This window comes from Chitinophaga sp., from assembly GCF_036569125.1.
Classification (GTDB): domain Bacteria; phylum Bacteroidota; class Bacteroidia; order Chitinophagales; family Chitinophagaceae; genus Chitinophaga.
The window spans coordinates 1-18,959 of record NZ_DATCRF010000030.1; the positions used below are offsets into that span (position 1 = coordinate 1).

An 18,959-nucleotide genomic window follows, 5' to 3' on the forward strand; every position below is an offset into this window, starting at 1 on the left:
GCTATGGGTATTGCCGCCGTTATTGGCGCGGGCATCTTCTCCACTATTGGGGAGGCCTCTTTCCATGGCGGGCCGGGCGTATCTGTTCTGTTCATTATCACGGCCATCACCTGTGGTTTCTCTGCCCTTTGTTATGCGGAATTTGCATCGCGTGTGCCGGTATCCGGCAGCGCCTACACCTATTCATATGTAACGTTTGGTGAGCTGGCTGCCTGGGTTATCGGGTGGTCGCTGATCCTGGAATATGCTATTGGAAACATAGCCGTTGCCATTTCATGGAGCGGCTATTTTAATAATTTACTGAGCGGTATAGGCTTGCCGCTGCCCGGGTGGCTGATCAGCAATTATGATAACGCCACACCGGAAACCTATGCTGCCGCCCCACACATTGCCGGCATACCGGTAATAGTGAACCTGCCGGCTTTCCTGATAGTGGTGTTCATTACCTGGCTGGCCTATGTGGGTATCCAGGAAAGTAAGCGCAGCGCCAACTTCATGGTAGCGTTTAAGATCCTGGTCATTCTTTTTGTGATCGTGCTGGGCGCTTTTTATGTGAATACCGATAACTGGCATCCCTTTATGCCCAACGGCTTTTCCGGTGTGTTAAAAGGCGTGTCCGCCGTATTCTTTGCCTATATTGGGTTTGATGCTGTAAGCACTACCGCGGAAGAATGTACGAATCCGCAGCGCGATCTGCCCCGGGGCATGTTCTACTCCCTGATCATTTGTACCATCTTATACATTCTTATTTCACTGGTGCTTACCGGTATGGTGCCTTTCACTGAGCTGAAGGTAGCGGATCCGCTGGCTTTTGTTTTTGATGCGGTGAACCTGAAATGGGTGAGCTACATTATTTCCGTTAGTGCTGTAATTGCCACCACCACTGTACTGCTGGTATTCCAGATCGGGCAGCCCCGCATCTGGATGAGCATGAGCCGCGACGGCCTGCTGCCAAAGCGTTTCAGCAAAATACACCCGCGCTTTAAAACACCTTCTTTTGCCACCATCATTACCGGCATACTGGTAGGTGTACCGGCCCTGTTCCTGAACCTTACGATTGTTACAGACCTTACCAGCATTGGTACTTTATTCGCCTTTATACTGGTATGCGGCGGCGTATTGCTGCTGCCCCGTGAAGAGGGCAATACCCAGCGTTTTCAGCTGACCTATATTAACGGGCGATGGATCGTACCAGGACTTATTGTGCTGTTCATTATCCTGTTCCATACCCAGATCGGGGAAAAATGGTCCTTTGCCGGCGGCTGGGATGTATGGAAGCATAACATACCCTTCTACTTATTTACCATCGTAGCAATCCTGCTCACCATCTTCTCATTCCTTCGCAAGCTGTCCCTGATACCGGTTTTAGGCCTTTTAAGCTGCTTTTACCTGATGACGGAGATGGGCCTCAAGAACTGGATCGTTTTCGCCATCTGGCTCCTCACCGGCCTCGTGATCTATTTCAGCTACAGCTACCGTAACAGTAAGCTCAATGCTGCAGCTGCAGAGTAACTGGGGGTAATCCGTAATCGTTGCATTCATCTAGGTGCTTTAATTGCATTCCCGCTGGTCGTGGCAGGGTGGGCTATACCCGTTTTGGGCGGGTTGTATCCGTATTACAATCCGTAACCGTTCATGGCCTTCATCCGCTTCTTTCTTGCTGCTCCAAACGACGGACCTTTGCCCGGCGCCACACGCTTGACAAAGCTCCATAGCACCGCAACGCTGCCACGCTTCCCCCTGCCTCATCATCATCCAAACAGGCGGGCGCAGTCCGGAGTTGGAGCTGCAAGGATGAAACGCCAATGGATCAAGGAAAAAACAGCAAAGGACCAAGGAGGAAACCCTAATGGATCAAGAATGAACGCCAACGGATAGGATGAAACAGCAACGATCAGGAAGGCAAAGGATCAAGGATGAAACCACTAATAAATCAAGACGAAAGATCACCCGCCAACCGCCAAGCCCGTCCTGAATCCGCTCCTTTTTTCGTAACTTCAGTACAGAGTTCTTTGATCCTAAAACTGAATGTTATGAATCTGCTACAGAAAATTGAGATCTGGGGCGACAGGCACCACCCCAAGTGGCTGGATGCTGTACGCATTGGCTTAGGCATTTTCCTGTTCTGGATGGGCGTTCTGTTCGTGCAGAACCGGGATGCACTAACCGCAATGATCAACGAAAATCCAACATTAACAGTCGTATCCTTCTGGCTGGCGCATTACATTGTATTTGCCCACCTGGCCGGCGGCGTGCTCATTATGTTGGGATCGTTAACCAGACTGGCAGTATTAGCGAACATACCGGTATTAATAGGAGCCGTGTTCTTCGTACATTCCCGTACAGGACTGTTTGCGGTACACAGCATTCCCGGCATTTCCATTGCAGTGCTGCTATTACTGATCTTTTTCCTGATAGAAGGCAGCGGCCCCTTTTCAGTGGACGCATATATGCGGCGGCACCCCGCCTGACATACAATCTGATTTTAGATTTACGATTTTAGATTTTAGATTTGGGGTTTGGATAAAGAGAATGTAAAATCATAAATGTAAAATTTCAAACCGACGAAGGAGGTTCATAGAGACGATTGAAAAGACCTTATGAACGAGATAAATGTAAAAGTCAACAGGCGGCACATTAGTGTATTTGTATCTAACTTTTGCATTTAAGATTTAAATTTTTACATTTTACATTCCAAACGCATCGTACATCTAAATTGTCAGGGGAGAGAATGCAATCATGAAATATGAAATAGGCGATAAGATCATCTTACTCCATTCAAAGGAGGAGGGCACCGTAGTGGATATTGTGAACCGGGAAATGGTAATGGTGGAAGTGGGTAAGACCACCTTCCCTGTATACCTTGACCAGATAGACTTCCCTTACTTTTACCGGTTTACGGAAAAGAAGCTGCCCACAGCAGCGCCCCGTAAAGTACCCGGCGACGAGCTCCCTGTAGAAAAGAAAAAGCACGAAACCTTCAAAACAGATAAAGGCATGTTCCTTTCCATACTGCCGGTATACCAGGCAGATGGTTATGAGGAAAATATACAGCTGCTGAAATTTCATTTGCTCAATGAAACCCAGCGCAGCTACACCTTACACTTCAGAGTATGGCTTAAACAACAGCTGGACCTGGAAATAAAGAACGATCTGCAGCCCTTCAGCCACTTTTACCTGTCGGACCTGCTATTTGAATCTCTGAACGACAGTCCCCGTTTTGAATTTACTTTTTACCCAAGGGATAAAGATCCCAAGCTGGCGCCATCATTCAATAAGGTCTGGAAATTAAAGCCTAAGCAGCTGTTCCAGCAGCTGAATGAGCTGCATATACGCCGGGATGCCATGCTGAGCTTTCCGCTGTTTGAGAAATACCCGGACAAACAACCCGATACCCATTATGGTTTTGAGGCTGAGGATATCAGCAAATTATCGCCCTTATACAGCAAGATCCAGCTGGCGCCTGATGCGCCCCTGGAGCCAAAGTATGAAGTAGACCTGCATATAGAAAAGCTCATTGATGAATGGCGGGGCTTAAGCAATATAGCCATCCTGGCCATTCAGTTAAATGAATTTCAGCGTTATCTTGACCTGGCCATTGCGCACAAACAAGCCAGCATGATCGTAATACACGGCCTGGGCAAAGGAAAGCTGCGCGATGAAATTCACCAGCTGCTGCGGCAAACCCCGGAAGTAGGTAATTTTGTGAACGAGTACCATCCCCGGTACGGATATGGGGCCACGGAGATATCCTTTAAATATTAGTAACTTTAACGCAAATAACGAAAACTACAAACCGTGCTATCGTCTTTCCCGTTAAACGGAAGGAAGGAAAGTCCGGACAGCATAGGGCAACGCACCACCTAACGGGTGGGGTTCCGGCGCAGGCCGGAATACAGACAGTGCCACAGAAAATAACCGCCACGGCTTGCCGGGGTAAGGGTGAAAATGTGGGGTAAGGGCCCACGTTCTGATATGGCAACATGTTGGAAGGGTAAACCTTGCGTGCTGAAATGCCATGTATACGGTCGTTTGAGGGCTGCCCGCCCGATGACCGAGGGTAGGCAGATACAGGTAACGCGTGAGCGTTATCGCAGATAAATGATAGCAGTTCCGGTGCAAACCGGGATACAGAATCCGGCTTACAGGTTTGTAGTTTTATGTTATTTGTTTGTACCTATACCGCAGCAACCAAACTAAAACGCATATACTTTTATGGATCAGAATCAAGAAAGAACCTGGGGCGCCCTGGTACACCTGGGCGGACTAATAGGAATGTTCATCTTATCGTTTGTGGGAAATATTATCGGAGCCCTGGTAATGTGGCTCATTAAACGCAATGAATCTGCCTTCATTGACGATCAGGGTAAAGAAGCCCTTAACTTCCAGATCACTTTAAGCCTGGTAAATGTGGCCATTGGCCTGCTGATCAGCCTGCGGCACGGTATCTGGGCTTTCCGCTCCATCTGGCGCGATCATGATTTTGACGGCTGGCATGGCTTTGGTTCCGCCATCAGCCTGTACGGCATTGTATCCATCCTGAATATCGTTTTCTCTATTATTGCAGCTGTGCGTGCCAATAAAGGCATCCGCTACCGTTACCCGCTTTGCCTGCGTATTGTTAAATAATGTGTTGATGTGCTAATATGCTAATGTGCTGGTATTTACTCAAACAGTACGTATGGATATTATAAAAGAGATGGGCCAAATATGGTAATTAACTTTACCACATTTGGCCCATCTTTATTTATTTAGTTTTTTCTATTCCTATCCACCAGCACATCAGCATATTAGCACATCCATCTGCACATCTGCATATTTGCACATCTGCACATCAATTACCCTTTCTTCACCGGCTGCAGCTTAGGCTTGCCTTTCTTTTTGTCTCCATTCACCATGCTGTCTGCCAGCTGCAGGGCATTGTAAGCATTCACAATACCACCGGTTACAGACAGGCTGCTGAACGGTACTTTTTCTTCCGTACCAGGTTTGGTTACCATACTGTCTGTTAAAGGCGATACGCTTTTTTCCAGTACCATTTTCAGCTGCTGTGCAGTGAGGCTGGGGTAGTAGGAGAGTACCAATGCTGCTACGCCGGTTACCACCGGGGCGGCCATGCTGGTGCCGCTGGCGCTGCCGTACTTATTACCACCCGGCACGGTAGAGTAGATCTGCACACCCGGTGCAAACAGGTCCACCTCTGTTTTGCCGTAGTTGGAAAAGTTGGCTACTTTGGAAGTCTTGCGGCCGGCGCCGGAAGCGCCTACGGTGATCACGTTGGTAGCCCGGCTATGATCGTTATAATGTGCGCTGGGGAAGTTATCCACCACATCATTATCACTGGCATCGTTACCTGCTGCATGTATCAGCAATACGCCTTTTGATTCGGCATATTTAATAGCATCATCCACCCAATCCTTATTCGGGGAAAATCCTTTACCAAAGCTCATGTTAATAACCTTGGCGCCATTGTCCACCGCATAACGGATGCCCAGGGCTACATCCTTATCGCGCTCATCACCGTCCGGTACTACTTTTACCGCCATAATGCGCACATTATCCGCTACACCGTCAATACCCAGGCCGTTATTACGGGCAGCTGCAATAATGCCGGATACGTGGGTGCCATGGAAGGCAAATTCGCCCATCACGTCATTATTGCCGTAGTATTTGTCGTTGATATCGTCTATGTTATCGCCTACAATTTCCTTGCGTTTATCTACTTCGCCTTCGTCTGCTCTTTCAGCTTTCTTCTTCAGATCATCAATGTATTCTTCAAACTCAGATTTAAAATCCAGGTAAGCTACATTCTGCTCGCCGGTGCTTTGCAGCAGGCGGGTCATAAAGTTCTTGGCCACCATTACATCCTGGTCGGTAGTTTCAATACTATCCAGGCGCGGACCGTTAAAATCATCCTGTTTCAGGTAAGTGGTCAGGATGTTGGCGCACTTCAGCATATTATCATGCAGCTTGGTCATAGTGCGGTAAGAGGCTTTATACTGGCTGGTAGGTTTTACAACCTTTTCCACCAGCTTTTGCCAGTAGGCATATTCCCGGGAGGTGCGGTCCATGGTGGAATCCGGGTTGCCGTAAATGCGGCGGTAACGCAGGTATTCGCGGGTAGCTTCATCAGAGGCCTCCTTTATGCTGCGGCCGTCTTTACCGCCCAGGAAGTTCCAGCCGTGAATGTCATCCACATAACCATTACCATCATCATCTATGTTGTTACCGGGAATTTCCTTTGGGTTGGTCCAAAGGATGGATTTGAGGTCCTCATGGGTAGTATCAATGCCTGAATCTATTACGGCCACTACTACCGGTGTGCTCTTTTTGCCTTTTAATAGCTCCTTGTAAGCTTTCTCAGCGCCAATACCCAACACACTGTCCTTTTCATAGCTTAATAAGTGCCAGTTCCTGGGAATTGATGTGCCTTGTGCAAATGTGCTGATAGAGGCTGTCATTAGCGCAACACTTCCCGCCAGTACGGTCACTGCTCTGCGTACAATCATTTAAATTTATTTTAAGTCAGATGGAACCTGGCATTATAAACAGGTTCTCAATGAAAAACACTTGTAATATAATACAGGTAAATAAACGTCTTATCATAAACAATTTAAATACCATATTTGGTTAAAGATATGTAAAATGGAATTACTACAAGACAACATTCTGACGAGCGTTCAAAAAAGCTGATCACTGACCAGCGGATTGCAACAGATCTTTTTGATTGCAAAAATTCTTGCTTTTTTTCCACATCAACCGCTGGCCGGACTCATGCAACATCTTAGGTGAAGATCAGCAAACGATTAATAACCAATGTATTGAAAAGGGAAGCGGATCTGCCTGCTTACTTGATATTAAATGCTAAGTAAAAAAATAAGATCCATAGAACCCACAAGGAAGGATTATAGCACAAAAGTAGAATATGAATTGTCGGAAAAAAGTATAATATTTATTGCTAGAAGAATGTTTGAAAGCCATCTCAGGCTGACAGACGTTTTTCTCATAAGCATGGTTTCCGTTTAACGAAAAAGCGAGGTTCTCTAACCTCGCTTCTTTTTTTTATAACAATATATACAAAGGGAAAAAATCAAACATCTAAAACGCCCAGGATCATTACTTTATTGTTGAGTTTGTACTACTGCTAGTAACCAGTTTAAATAATTCAAAATATTATATATATTATTTAGTTTAATGCAATTGCAGTTTAGTTGCAAAGCAGCTGAATGGCAGGGAGGAGGCATTTATTACCGTATAGGGATCACCGGTAGCGCCTTACGGAAAGCAGAGAACCCGGATCTTAAGCAGGCCTCTGACGATTTAGGTTCAACTGCAGCGGGTATCATCTTATCATTCCATAAAAAAGCCTGGCGCCGGAGCCATGTGCTTTTGCAACACATAACCCGGGCGCCAGGCCATCAAATAAATATATCATTACAGGTCAAACGAAATACCCTGTGCCAGCGGCAAACGGTTGGAATAGTTGATGGTATTGGTCTGACGCCGCATGTAATTCTTCCAGGCATCGGAGCCGCTTTCGCGCCCGCCGCCGGTTTCCTTTTCACCGCCAAAGGCGCCGCCTATCTCCGCACCGGAAGTACCAATATTTACATTGGCAATACCGCAGTCAGAGCCGGCGCTGGAAAGGAACTGCTCCGCCTCCCGCAGGTTCAGTGTCATAATAGCAGAGGAAAGTCCCTGTGGTACGCCATTCTGTATATCAATAGCTTCTGCCAGGGTTTTGTATTTGATCACATATAATATGGGCGCAAACGTTTCGTGCTGCACAATATCAAAATAGTTCTGTACCTCAGCAATACAGGGTTGTACATAGCAGCCGGATTCAAAACCCCTGCCTTCCAGCACGCGGCCTTCTACCAGGAAGCGGCCGCCCTGCTTTGTTACCTGTTCCAGGGCCTGCTGGTAGGCCTGTACGGCCTGTTTATCTATCAGCGGTCCTACGTGGTTATTCTCATTTAAGGGGTCGCCTATACGCAGTTGTTTGTAGGCATTCACCAGCTTTTGTGTAAAAGCATCGTACACGCTTTCATGGATAATGAGGCGGCGGGTGGATGTACAGCGTTGTCCAGCAGTACCTACGGCGCCAAACACACATCCTATCAGCGACATATCCAGGTCGGCTGCTTCAGAGATAATAATGGCATTGTTGCCACCCAGCTCCAGCAAAGCCCTGCCCAAACGGGCGCCTACTGCGCTGCCCACGGCCTTACCCATGCGGGTAGATCCGGTGGCGGATACCAGCGGTATACGGGTATCATGCGTTAACCATTCGCCCACTTCGCGGCCACCGGTTACCAGGTTGCAAACCCCTTCCGGCACCTGGTTGGCGGCAAATACGCTTTGTACAATATGCTGGCATACCAGTGCGGTAACCGGCGTTTTTTCAGATGGCTTCCAGATGCATACATCCCCGCATACCCAGGCCAGCATAGCATTCCAGCTCCATACTGCTACCGGGAAGTTAAAGGCGGATATAATGCCTACCACGCCCAGCGGATGCCACTGCTCATACATGCGGTGGCCCGGCCGTTCAGAGTGCATGGCAAGACCATATAACTGGCGCGAGAGGCCCACGGCAAAATCACAGATGTCTATCATCTCCTGCACCTCGCCATAACCTTCCTGCAGGCTTTTACCCATTTCGTAAGACACCAGCTTACCCAGTGATGTTTTATGCGTGCGCAGCGCTTCGCCTATCTGCCGTACTACCTCGCCACGTTTGGGCGCGGGCCATTGGCGCCATTCTTTAAAAGCCTCCTCTGCGGCGGCTACCACCGCATCAAACTCCGCTTTGCTGGCGCTCTGCACCTGGGCTATTTCTTTTCCATCAACCGGGGAGAAGGAGCTGAGCACCTCACCCTCGCCTTTCAGCCAGTGTTTGCCGGTGCTTACCCCGCTCTGCCGGGCTGGTATATTGAATTCTTTCAGAATATCTGCTATCATGGTTTGCAATTTAATTAATTTAGTCCATGGTCGATGGTCCATAGTCCATGGCCTTGAACGTAAGGTTATTTTATAAGTAACATCAATGGGAATACAAATAATGCGCATTATGCCATGGACCATCGACTATGGACCATGGACTAACTACCTCCCGGTCTGCGAACTATACGTACTCTCAAAGATCTTATCTGCATTACCGGCTTCAAAACCATCCCGGCGGTGTTCCCGTTTTACCTGGTCTGCGGGCAGGTGTGCGAACTGGGGCAGTACCTTTCTTTCTGCAAACTCCACATAAGAGCCGGCAATAGGGTGTGTTTCATTATTGGCAAAGGTAGCAGTGATCATATTGGCTACAGTAGCACTTTGCAGCAGGCCGCCATCGGGGCTCACCTTCATTTTGCCGCCGGCATTGTTCAGGGTAAAACCTTTACGCTCCAGGAAAGCATTAAACTCAGGAATAGTATTATAGCCCCCGGGCAGGTTATGTACGCTGATGGTAAAGTGGTTCAGGTAATAACGGTTGTAAATAACCCAGGCGGCATACTCGCTTTCCGCTGCCAGCAGCTTATAATCTTCCAGGGTAGGCAGGCGCCATAAACCGCTGTGCAGGAAACTATCTACTGCAGTAGCATCGTCCAGGTTCAGGGCATCTACAGGATCGGACTTTACTTCGCCGGTATAGCTGAGAATAAGCTGCTGAGCTTGCGGGCTCAGGTCCTGCACACGCAGCTCACTGATAAAAATGCGGGGAAAATGGGGGGCAGGCGGCGCGTACCAGAAAGCATCCAGCTTTTTCTCGGGGAAGTGGTAGGCGCTCTTTTTCGTATAGCCGTAATGCAGGAAGATCTTTTCCAGGGATTGTATGCCCAGCTGCGGCACACCCATCGTACGGAATGCAATGTGGTCGTTCTCCACATCTTCCGGCTTTGCAATAATACCTTCCTGTATCATGGCTTGTATAATGGCCTTTACATCCGGCACCCGCTCCATGTAGCGTTGCATAAGGCCGCCTAAGATTTGGTGTAACATAAGTTTAATTACGAATTATTCAATTACGAAATACGGAGTATTCATGAATGCCATTGAAAAGACATTATGCCATGAATAATTACGAATTGCCTGCGTTTTGTTGAGGAATAGTTTTTCATTCGTGGTTTGTAATTGATAACTCTTGTTTTGGTGTAGTTAAATAAATAAAATGATTATCGCTTGTTTATATACGTATTGCGAAGCCCTGGATCGTCATTGCGAAGCATAGCGCGGATTTGTGCGGGGTATGCTGGAGCGCTGCGCCCCGCAATGACGGCTACAGGCCTCAATATTGTTCATTCTCACTCGGGAAATCCCGGCTCTTCACATCTGTTATATACTGCTGGGTGGCGTTCAGGATATCTTCATACAAATTCAGGTAGCGGCGTAAAAAGCGGGGCTTAAACTCTTTGTTAATGCCCAGCATATCATGCATTACCAGCACCTGCCCATCCACATACTTACCGGCGCCAATACCAATAATGGGTATTTGCACGGTTTCCGCTACTTTTTTTGCCAGCAGGGCGGGGATCTTTTCCAGCACTATGGCAAAGCAGCCCGCGTTTTGCAGCAGCACAGCATCCTGCAGCAGCTTTTGCGCTTCAGCTTCTTCGGTGGCGCGCACAGCATAAGTGCCAAACTTGTAAATAGACTGGGGGGTAAGGCCCAGGTGGCCCATTACCGGCACCCCGGAAGATATAATGCGTTTTACGGATTCAATGATCTCTTCACCACCTTCTATCTTAATACCATGCGCCCCGGTTTCTTTCATAATACGGATGGCAGAGCTTAAGGCCTCTTTGGAATTACCCTGGTAAGAGCCAAAGGGCAGGTCTACTACTATAAAGGCGCGTTTAATAGCCCTTACCACGGAAGAGGCGTGGTAGATCATCTGGTCAAGCGTAATGGGCAGGGTAGTTTCGTGCCCGGCCATCACATTGGAGGCGGAATCGCCCACCAGCACCACATCTATGCCTGCATCGTCAAAAATCCCGGCCATGGAATAGTCATAAGCTGTGAGCATAGATATCTTCTCCCCATCTGCTTTCATCTTCTGCAGTATATGGGTGGTAACGCGTTTAACTTCCTTGTTTACAGACATTTTATAGCTGTTAATAATCAATAATTAATGTTCAGCGCAGATTCAGAGGCAGAAATTTGGGGAATATATTGATCACTACAGCATTTTTTTTACGGGAGGTTGCCGCTTATTTCGGCATATAAAGCCTGTATCAGGCCATCGGCCAGGCCTATCTTAGGTACGTATATTTCAGTGGCATCGGCCCAGCGCATTACATTCACATAGATCTGCAGCGCCGGTACGATCACATCCGCACGGTCTTCCCGCAGGTTGTACAGGTGAATACGCTCTTCCACGGAAAAGCTGCTGAACTCTTTGTAATAATCTTTGAGGGTTTCCAGGGAAAGCGGTTTGCCTTCCTTGCGTTTGGAAAGGGAGAAGATCTTGTTAATGTTACCGCCGGAACCAATGGCGGTCACCGGGCCGTAACCTTTTAACTGCTGTTTCAGTGTATCCTTCATCAGCTGCCAGTGCGCTTCGGTTACCTGGCGCTGTAACAGGCGGATGGTGCCTATGTTAACAGAGGTTTTAAATACCAGCTTGTTATGGCTGAAAAAGGTAAGCTCAGTGCTGCCGCCGCCTACATCAATGTACAGGTAAGACTGGGTGCTGGCCATATGTTCGGCCACATGGTTCTCGTAAATAAAGGAGGCTTCTTCATCGCCGGTAATGATCTGTATATCTATACCGGTTTCCTGTTTTACCTGCTTCATCAGCTCCGGGCCATTGCTTGCATCACGCATGGCAGAGGTGGCACAGGCCTTCAGGTATTTAACGCCATATACTTCCAGCAGCAGTTTGTAGGCTTTTACAGTATTTAACAGTTCGGCTGCTTTTTGTTCGGAGATAGCGCCGGTGCTGAAAACGTCAAAGCCTAAACGCAAGGGTACCCGTACCAGGTTCACCTTTATGAAATCCATTTCACCATTGCTTTTAGGCGAGGCCTCTGATATCAGTAACCGTGCAGCGTTGGAACCAATGTCAATAGCAGCAAGTTTCATGGATGCAAGATAAAGATTATGTGCAGATGTGCAAATATGCAAATGTGCAAATGAATTGCAAGATCTGTACATCCGCGGATTTATGCCCATTTTTAACATAAACCAGCACAGCCGCGCATCACCCTATCTGCACATACGCATATTTGCACATCTGCACATCAACTATACTGTTTCTCGTGCAAATACTTATAGATCTCTATCTGGGAGCGTATTTTTTTACCGGATTGGTCGCGCTTGTATTCATTGTTCTGATCATTATCCAGTATGCGGGCTTTTACATTGCCGCTGAGCTGTATGTTCATAATATCTATCAGCTCCTGTTTGCTTACTGGGTCCAGGATGGGCACGGCAGCTTCCACGCGGTGGTCCAGGTTGCGCAGCATCCAGTCGCAGGAGGCGATGAACACCTTTTCCTGCCCGCTGTTATGGAAAATAAATACCCGGGCATGTTCCAGGTATTCATCAATGATGCTTACAGCCTCTATATCTTTCTTCCACTTTTTATTTTCCGTATAGGCGCAACAGATACCCCGTATCACCATCTTAATATCTACCCCTTCCTTAGCCGCCTCGTATAATTTGGCTATCATTTCCGGGTCGGAAAGGGAGTTCATTTTAAGGATCATGCGGGCCGGCTTTTTATGCCGGGCATTCTTGATCTCGCGGTCTATTAACCGTAAAAAGAACTGCCGCATGCTATAGGGGCTTACCGGCAGGGTGGTACAGGCTTCCAGGAACTTTATATCATGGCGCGGATGTTCCAGGTAGGCAAAAATGCGGTTCACATCTGCCATTATATTACGGTTGGCAGTGAGCAGGCAATGATCGCCATACACCCGGGCCGTTTTTTCATTCAGGTTGCCGGTGCTTACAAAACCGCATTGCACTATTTTAGTACCGATCTTTTTCTTGATCACGCATAGCTTGCTGTGCACTTTCATGCCGGGTATGCCTATCAGCACTTTTACGCCTTCATCCTCCAGCCGGGTTTTCCAGCGCAGGTTATCCTCTTCATTAAAGCGGGCGCGCAGCTCCAGGGCCACGGTTACCTGCTTACCATTACGCACGGCATTCACCAGGGCGTTCATGATCTTGGAATTGCGGGCCAGCCGGTAGGCCGTGATCTTAATGCTGGTAACATTGGGATCAATGGCCGCTTCACGCAGCAGGTCTATAATAGTATCAAAGGAATGATAGGGGAAGTGCAGCATTACATCCTTCTGCTGTATTACGTGCATTACGCTGGGCGCATTTACAAACAGCGGGTGTATGAATGTTTTGCGGTGGTGCAGCTGTTTGTTGGTGAACACTGCATCCGGGAAATCCATAAAATCCTTAAAGTTATGGATGCGGGCGCCGGGTATCAGGTTGTCTTTTTTAGACAGGCCCAAACGGCGCATCAGGTATTCCAGCAGCAGGGGATCTATATCCTTATCATACACAAAGCGTACGGGTTTGCCCTTGCGCCGGTCTTTAATACCCTTTTCCAGCTGGTGGATCAGGCTGTTGGCCACATCGTTATCAATATCCAGCTCCGCGTCGCGGGTAACCTTTATAATATGCGATTCAAATTTATCGTATCCAAAATAAGAGAAGATGTTGGGAAGGGAAAAGCGCACCACATCTTCCAGCAGTATAATATCATGCTCACCTTCTTTGGAAGGCAGTAAGATAAAGCGGGGCAGGATGGCGGTGGGTATTTCTATCAGCGCAAACTTCTGGCGTACGGAATTATCCTGCCGGGCCAGCACCACGGCCAGGTAAATAGATTTATCGCGCAGGAAGGGGAAGTGCTGGATACTTTCTATCATCAGCGGGATGATGTTGGTACGTACTTCCTCATCAAAATAGCTGAGCACAAATTTCTGCTGTTCTTTGTTCAGCTGTTTTTCTGTGCGGATGAATATTTTATCTGTACGCAGCTCTTCTTCAATCCCTTTCCATATGCGGTCAAACTCACGCTGCTGCTGTATGCCTATCTGCTGGATCTCATCCAGGATCTCATCGGGGTTTTCTTCCAGGTGCACTTTGGCCGATTTGCCAAAGGATAGCATGCGTTTAAGCGTGGCTACCCTTACACGGAAAAACTCATCCAGGTTATTGGAAAAAATGCCCAGGAAACGGATCCGTTCGCGCAGCGGTACGGTGGGGTCGGCTGCTTCCTGCAATACACGTGCGTTAAATGATAACCAGCTTACATCCCTGGCTATCATCTTCTTTTTGGGAAGGTGATCTTTTTTCTTGCTCAATTTCAGATCAGGTAAAATATCAGTAGCGGGTGTCATATCGCCTGGCTCACTTTTCGTCAAACGCATAAATTATGTTTGCATTCAGGTGTTTCACAATAACCACAACAATACGGTTTTTGGAAACAATTTCATGTTAAATCTAAGTTACAGCATTTTGTAACACCTGAGGCAAAAGTTATATAGCCAGCGGCCGTATACCGTGGTGCATAATACCAGGAACAAAGGGATGGTCATAAAACGGAAACGCATATTCTCGCCTATTTCCAGCAGGTTACCCGTGCATAATACAAACAGGATGTTAAATAACGCATAGGCGATCACGATATCCCTTGCTTTCATGCAGGCCAGCCTTTTGCGCAGGCACCATAACAGCGATGCAATGATCACCATACCCGTTATAAGTGCTAACAGTATGTTCATCAGGCCAATATACCTTTTATGAATGCGGATATCGCCCAGGTTGAACAGGCTATTGTAACGGCCTATTTTTTTACGGTTCTTTTCCAGGTGAAAGTATTCGGAAGCAGGGGAGAAGTAAAGGGTATTGGCCACCAGCACATAATGCAGGTAATGGCCGGCATGGTACCGTAATGATCTTACTGCCGCCTGCCGGAACCGTTCCGATACCTGCACATAATTAATGTTGTTATAGTTATCACAGCCATTGGACTTACATTCCTGCTGTAACACCGGTATATGTTCCAGCGGGCCGTGGTACAGGGGTATGTAAGAGCGGTAGTGCGCCAGGGGTTTAAACGGTCCTTCATATACCACCCGCCGGGTAACACTGTCCAGCTGCAGGCCTGGCTGCTGCAGCTCTGTGGCCGGCAGCAGCATAATACGTGAAATGTTCATCCCAAACCAGCTGGATGCGGTAAATGCGCCAAACACCAGCAGGTTTTTCAGGTACCAGGCACTTACCAGCAGCAGCGGACCTATGGCTGCCAACAGTATGGTGCGGGCCAGGCGCCGGTACAGCCATAGCAAGCCCGCTGTTATCAGCACCAGCCAAAGCAGGTGGAACATGCTGATTGTAAGGCCCAGGATGCTTAGGTCCGTAAAAAAGGCAAAACCCCATATCCAGCGTTTACTTTGCAGGAACCGCAGCAACAGGTAAATGGAAATACTGAGTAAGCACATGCCCGGGAAAGTGTAAAAGAACCAGTTCTCATACAGTACAAAACAGGGCGAAACTGCAAATACAACCGCCACTGCCAAAGAAAGTACAGGCTTGTGCGTTATAATGCACAGGGAACGGAATAACAGCAGGGATTGCAACAACCCTAACAGCAGGTAAAGCCATTCCAGCACCAGCGCATAGCTTGCGGGGAACAGCTTAAGGGTAATGCCCAGGAAAAGATTGTACAAGGGCGGCTGGCTATGCAGGTACCAGAGGCTTTGCAGCAGGTGATGCTGCAGCAGCTGCGGGTCTATAACCTGCCAGCCGATCCAGAGGTGGCTGCTGTCAAACTCAAGATGGAATACGTGCTTAAATACCAGGCGGCTTGTGAGGGTAATACTTACCAGCCACGCCATGTAATGATGTTTCATAAACCGGCACAGGAAAGAATGGTATAGGAATTAATAATTAATACGTAGTGCGTATTGGGTTATGGGTTATTGAGAGGGCATTGGGTTAATAGCAATACATCAAAAGTAAATGTATTGACCGCATTTAGTTTGCCGTAAATAGCTATTCTGATAGATTTATTTTTTGATCTCTGCAGGCGCCGGCTGGGGGCTGCGGCTGTTATTCAGTACCGGTAATAAGATCAGGGAAAGAAACCCTACTACCATTACCAGCAGGGTTTGGGCCAGCCATAAGATCCAGCCAAAAGCATAACCGGTGGTGGCATGTATGCCGTATAGCAACAGGGTTTGCTGCACCAGCACCTGGTAAGCGCCAATACCGCCCTGGGTAACGATCATGCCTATACTACCAAAACCCAGTACGGCCATGGCAGCTTTAAAACCTAAGTGGGAGGTTTCATCCAGGGTATAAAAACCGCAGTACAACATGGAGAAGTACAGCGTCCATATAAGCAGGGTATAGAACAGGAACCAGCCTTTGCGCTCCATTTTACCAACAGATAAAATGCCTTCCATTACGCCGCGGGCTAATGCACGTACCGTAACGGCGGCTTTGGAACGGGCAAAACGTTTAAAGAAGTAGTAAATGGCGGCTATTATTATTATCAGTATCACAGCCAGTATAAGCCATTGGGTGGTACTGGCATTGGCAAATTTCTGCTGCAGCGGCACCCAGATGCGGGTGGTAAAGAACTGGCCTACCACATCTATCTGCACGGCTACGGTAACGATCATTAAAATAATGAGGCAGATGAGGTCTATGGCCCTTTCGGCTATCATGGTGCCTACCAGCTTATCGGCCGGTATCTTCTCATACCGGGCCAGTATACCGCAGCGGCTTACCTCCCCCAGGCGGGGCAGGGCCAGGTTAGCCAGGTAACCTACCATTACGGCGAAAAAGGTGTTGAGTACGGAAGGGGAGTAGCCCAGTGGCTTTATCAGCAGCTTCCAGCGAACGGCACGGGCCCAGTGGCTGGCAATACCTATGATCATGGCCGGCAGTACCAGCCAGTAATGTGCATTGCGGAAAGCTTCTTTAATATCTTCTACTTCTTTGTCGGAGAGGTTTTTGGTAACCAGCCATATTAATAATAAGCCTATGCCCAGGAAAACAACGATCTGGAGTAAACTTTTCAATCTCTTGGGCATACGTTGATATTAATTAGTTCCTGTCTTACAATTTGTTACCTTCTTTTGGAAAAACGGCGAGGGGGGTATATTTTTTAGCTTCTTCAAAATCCATGGTGGCATAGGAGATAATGATCACCACATCGCCTACAGCGCATAAACGGGCGGCAGGTCCGTTCATACAGATCACCCCGGAGTTGCGTTTGCCTTTGATAATATAGGTTTCCAGGCGCTCGCCATTATTCACGTTCACCACCTGCACTTTTTCATACTCAATCATATTGGCGGCCTCCATTAACTCTTCATCAATGGTAATACTGCCAACATAGTTTAAGTTAGCCTCCGTTATCACAGCGCGGTGTATCTTACTTTTAAGTAACTCGATCTGCATAGTTTTAATTCAGCGACCGCAAAACTACGGAAAAATGTGCAGATGTGCGGATATGCAGATGTGCAGATGGGAAATGCGCTGATAGGCTAATGTACTGGCACATATTAATAATGCAATGTTACATACTGCGAGCGCTGCCCAACGGCAAAACCGGCCCATCATCTGCACATTTGCATATTTGCACATCTGCACATCATTCTCACATCTGCATATTGTCTATCAGCCTCACCGGGCTGCCTTCCATTCTTGCCGCTACTACTGCATACATGGGCAGGTCCGTTACGGCCTGTTCCGGGAACAGGATAATGCCGTCGTCCTTAACGGCAATCACATCCAGGTAATCTGTTTCAAATTTACCGGATCGCAACTGCAACCGGGCGGCAGCAAGTATGTCAGGCAGGGAGCCGCCTTTAGCGAGTTCTGTTTTAATATAGGAGAGGGCCTTATACAAGGCCACTGCATTTTTACGTTCGTCGGGGCTCAGGCGCATATTACGGCTGCTCATGGCCAGCCCGTCCGGCTCGCGCAGGGTAGGGCAGATGACCATTTCGGCCGGGGAATCAATAAGTTGTAATAAGCGGGTCACCACCAGGCATTGCTGCAGGTCTTTTTGCCCCATAAACAGCTTGTGCGGCTGTACAAGATCCAGCAGCTTGTGCACAATACGGCCTACTCCCTGGAAGTGGCCGGGGCGGTGGGCGCCTTCCAGCACGGTTTCCAGCGCGCCAAAGTCGTAATGGGGCGCCGGGGCGCTGAGCCCTTCCGGATACATTTCAGCTACGGCCGGCAGGAACAGCACGTCTGTACCGGCAGCTATCAGCATTTGAATATCTTTCTCTATGGTAATAGGGTACTTTTCAAAGTCGGCCGGATCATTAAACTGGGTAGGATTCACGAAAATACTGCAAACCGTAAGGCTGCTCTGTGCCTTTGCCGTGTGTATTAATGACAGGTGCCCCTCATGCAGGGCTCCCATAGTGGGTACAAAACCGATCGTTGCGCCTTGTTGTTTTGCGGTATCGAGATAGTGCCGGAGCTCGTCTTTTTGTTTAAACAGGTACATTTTGTTGTGTATTATGCCGGTTCAGTGCTATGGATATATATCAGTATTTCGTGGTATGTTAATAATGCAGTATAATGTTGGTTGTCATGTGTCTGACACGGGTTTGCGCGTGCGCGAAAACTACGGCAAAACCCTTGATTCTGTCACAAATCAATACTTAAAACAGTGTTAAAAGTGCCAATTTGTCCTTTTTTCTTTAAAAAATCCGTAATTTTGCAAGCCAAATTAAAAATTACTGCATTAATAATCAGCATTAAATGTCCACAAAGAAAAGAATTCTTTTTATTGCCCATGAGATGTCGCCATACCTGGAGTTAACCGAGTATGCGAATATGGTCAATAAAATGGCAATTAAGTCCAATGAGGCGGGTCTGGAAGTACGGGTAATTATGCCAAGATTTGGTATTATTAATGAACGCCGGCATCGTTTGCATGAAGTGGTAAGGCTGTCGGGGATCAATAT

The 18,959-nt window shown here is 47.8% G+C and carries 15 protein-coding genes and 1 other RNA gene; 6 read left to right on the forward strand and 10 right to left on the reverse strand.

What is annotated here, in order from left to right; all coding sequences use genetic code 11:
* From VIM87_RS00980 to VIM87_RS01000, 5 genes are all read left to right on the forward strand, one after another.
* A partial coding sequence (locus VIM87_RS00980; RefSeq protein ID WP_331995160.1) for an amino acid permease occupies positions 1 to 1,512 on the forward strand: 1,512 nt, incomplete at its 5' end.
* Positions 1,513 to 2,033: 521 nt separating this feature from the next.
* Complete coding sequence (locus VIM87_RS00985; RefSeq protein ID WP_331995161.1) at positions 2,034 to 2,471, forward strand: DoxX family protein; 438 nt, start codon at positions 2,034 to 2,036, stop codon at positions 2,469 to 2,471.
* A gap of 268 nt (positions 2,472 to 2,739) precedes the next feature.
* The gene (locus tag VIM87_RS00990) at positions 2,740 to 3,765 is read left to right on the forward strand and encodes a Smr/MutS family protein (RefSeq protein ID WP_331995162.1); all 1,026 of its coding nucleotides are present in this window, start codon (positions 2,740 to 2,742) and stop codon (positions 3,763 to 3,765) included.
* 23 nt (positions 3,766 to 3,788) lie between these two features.
* Positions 3,789 to 4,161, forward strand: an RNA gene (gene rnpB, locus VIM87_RS00995) — RNase P RNA component class A.
* Positions 4,162 to 4,215: 54 nt separating this feature from the next.
* Entirely contained in the window at positions 4,216 to 4,629 is a 414-nt protein-coding gene (locus tag VIM87_RS01000) for a DUF4870 domain-containing protein (protein ID WP_331995163.1), read from the forward strand.
* Positions 4,630 to 4,838: 209 nt separating this feature from the next.
* Here the strand turns inward: VIM87_RS01000 and VIM87_RS01005 are convergent, their stop codons facing one another.
* The 10 genes from VIM87_RS01005 to panC all read right to left on the reverse strand — a co-directional run bounded on the left by VIM87_RS01005 (position 4,839) and on the right by panC (position 18,496).
* On the reverse strand, positions 4,839 to 6,509 hold the full coding sequence (locus VIM87_RS01005) for a S8 family peptidase (RefSeq protein WP_331995164.1): 1,671 nt from the start codon (positions 6,507 to 6,509) through the stop codon (positions 4,839 to 4,841).
* Between the two features lie 925 nt (positions 6,510 to 7,434).
* A complete protein-coding gene (locus VIM87_RS01010) occupies positions 7,435 to 8,964 on the reverse strand; it encodes an aldehyde dehydrogenase family protein (protein WP_331995165.1) in 1,530 nt (509 codons plus the stop codon).
* Positions 8,965 to 9,108: 144 nt separating this feature from the next.
* Complete coding sequence (locus tag VIM87_RS01015; protein ID WP_331995166.1) at positions 9,109 to 9,993, reverse strand: DUF1338 domain-containing protein; 885 nt, start codon at positions 9,991 to 9,993, stop codon at positions 9,109 to 9,111.
* A 286-nt stretch (positions 9,994 to 10,279) separates the two neighbouring features.
* The gene (gene panB / locus VIM87_RS01020) at positions 10,280 to 11,095 is read right to left on the reverse strand and encodes a 3-methyl-2-oxobutanoate hydroxymethyltransferase (RefSeq protein WP_089917024.1); all 816 of its coding nucleotides are present in this window, start codon (positions 11,093 to 11,095) and stop codon (positions 10,280 to 10,282) included.
* Between the two features lie 89 nt (positions 11,096 to 11,184).
* Complete coding sequence (locus VIM87_RS01025; protein ID WP_331995167.1) at positions 11,185 to 12,075, reverse strand: exopolyphosphatase; 891 nt, start codon at positions 12,073 to 12,075, stop codon at positions 11,185 to 11,187.
* A gap of 158 nt (positions 12,076 to 12,233) precedes the next feature.
* Entirely contained in the window at positions 12,234 to 14,390 is a 2,157-nt protein-coding gene (gene ppk1 / locus VIM87_RS01030; protein WP_331995168.1) for a polyphosphate kinase 1, read from the reverse strand.
* A 78-nt stretch (positions 14,391 to 14,468) separates the two neighbouring features.
* A complete protein-coding gene (locus VIM87_RS01035; RefSeq protein ID WP_331995169.1) occupies positions 14,469 to 15,860 on the reverse strand; it encodes a hypothetical protein in 1,392 nt (463 codons plus the stop codon).
* A gap of 171 nt (positions 15,861 to 16,031) precedes the next feature.
* Positions 16,032 to 17,063 (reverse strand): lysylphosphatidylglycerol synthase transmembrane domain-containing protein, encoded by a 1,032-nt coding sequence (locus VIM87_RS01040; protein ID WP_331995170.1) that lies wholly within the window; start codon positions 17,061 to 17,063, stop codon positions 16,032 to 16,034.
* A gap of 25 nt (positions 17,064 to 17,088) precedes the next feature.
* Positions 17,089 to 17,433, reverse strand: coding sequence for an aspartate 1-decarboxylase (panD, locus tag VIM87_RS01045; RefSeq protein ID WP_331995171.1), 345 nt, complete (start codon positions 17,431 to 17,433; stop codon positions 17,089 to 17,091).
* 199 nt (positions 17,434 to 17,632) lie between these two features.
* Positions 17,633 to 18,496: a pantoate--beta-alanine ligase gene (panC, locus tag VIM87_RS01050; protein WP_331995172.1), complete on the reverse strand. Its 864-nt coding sequence runs from the start codon at positions 18,494 to 18,496 to the stop codon at positions 17,633 to 17,635.
* Positions 18,497 to 18,753: 257 nt separating this feature from the next.
* On the opposite strand from panC, the gene VIM87_RS01055 reads away from it, so the two are divergent.
* A partial coding sequence (locus tag VIM87_RS01055) for a glycogen/starch synthase (protein WP_331995173.1) occupies positions 18,754 to 18,959 on the forward strand: 206 nt, incomplete at its 3' end.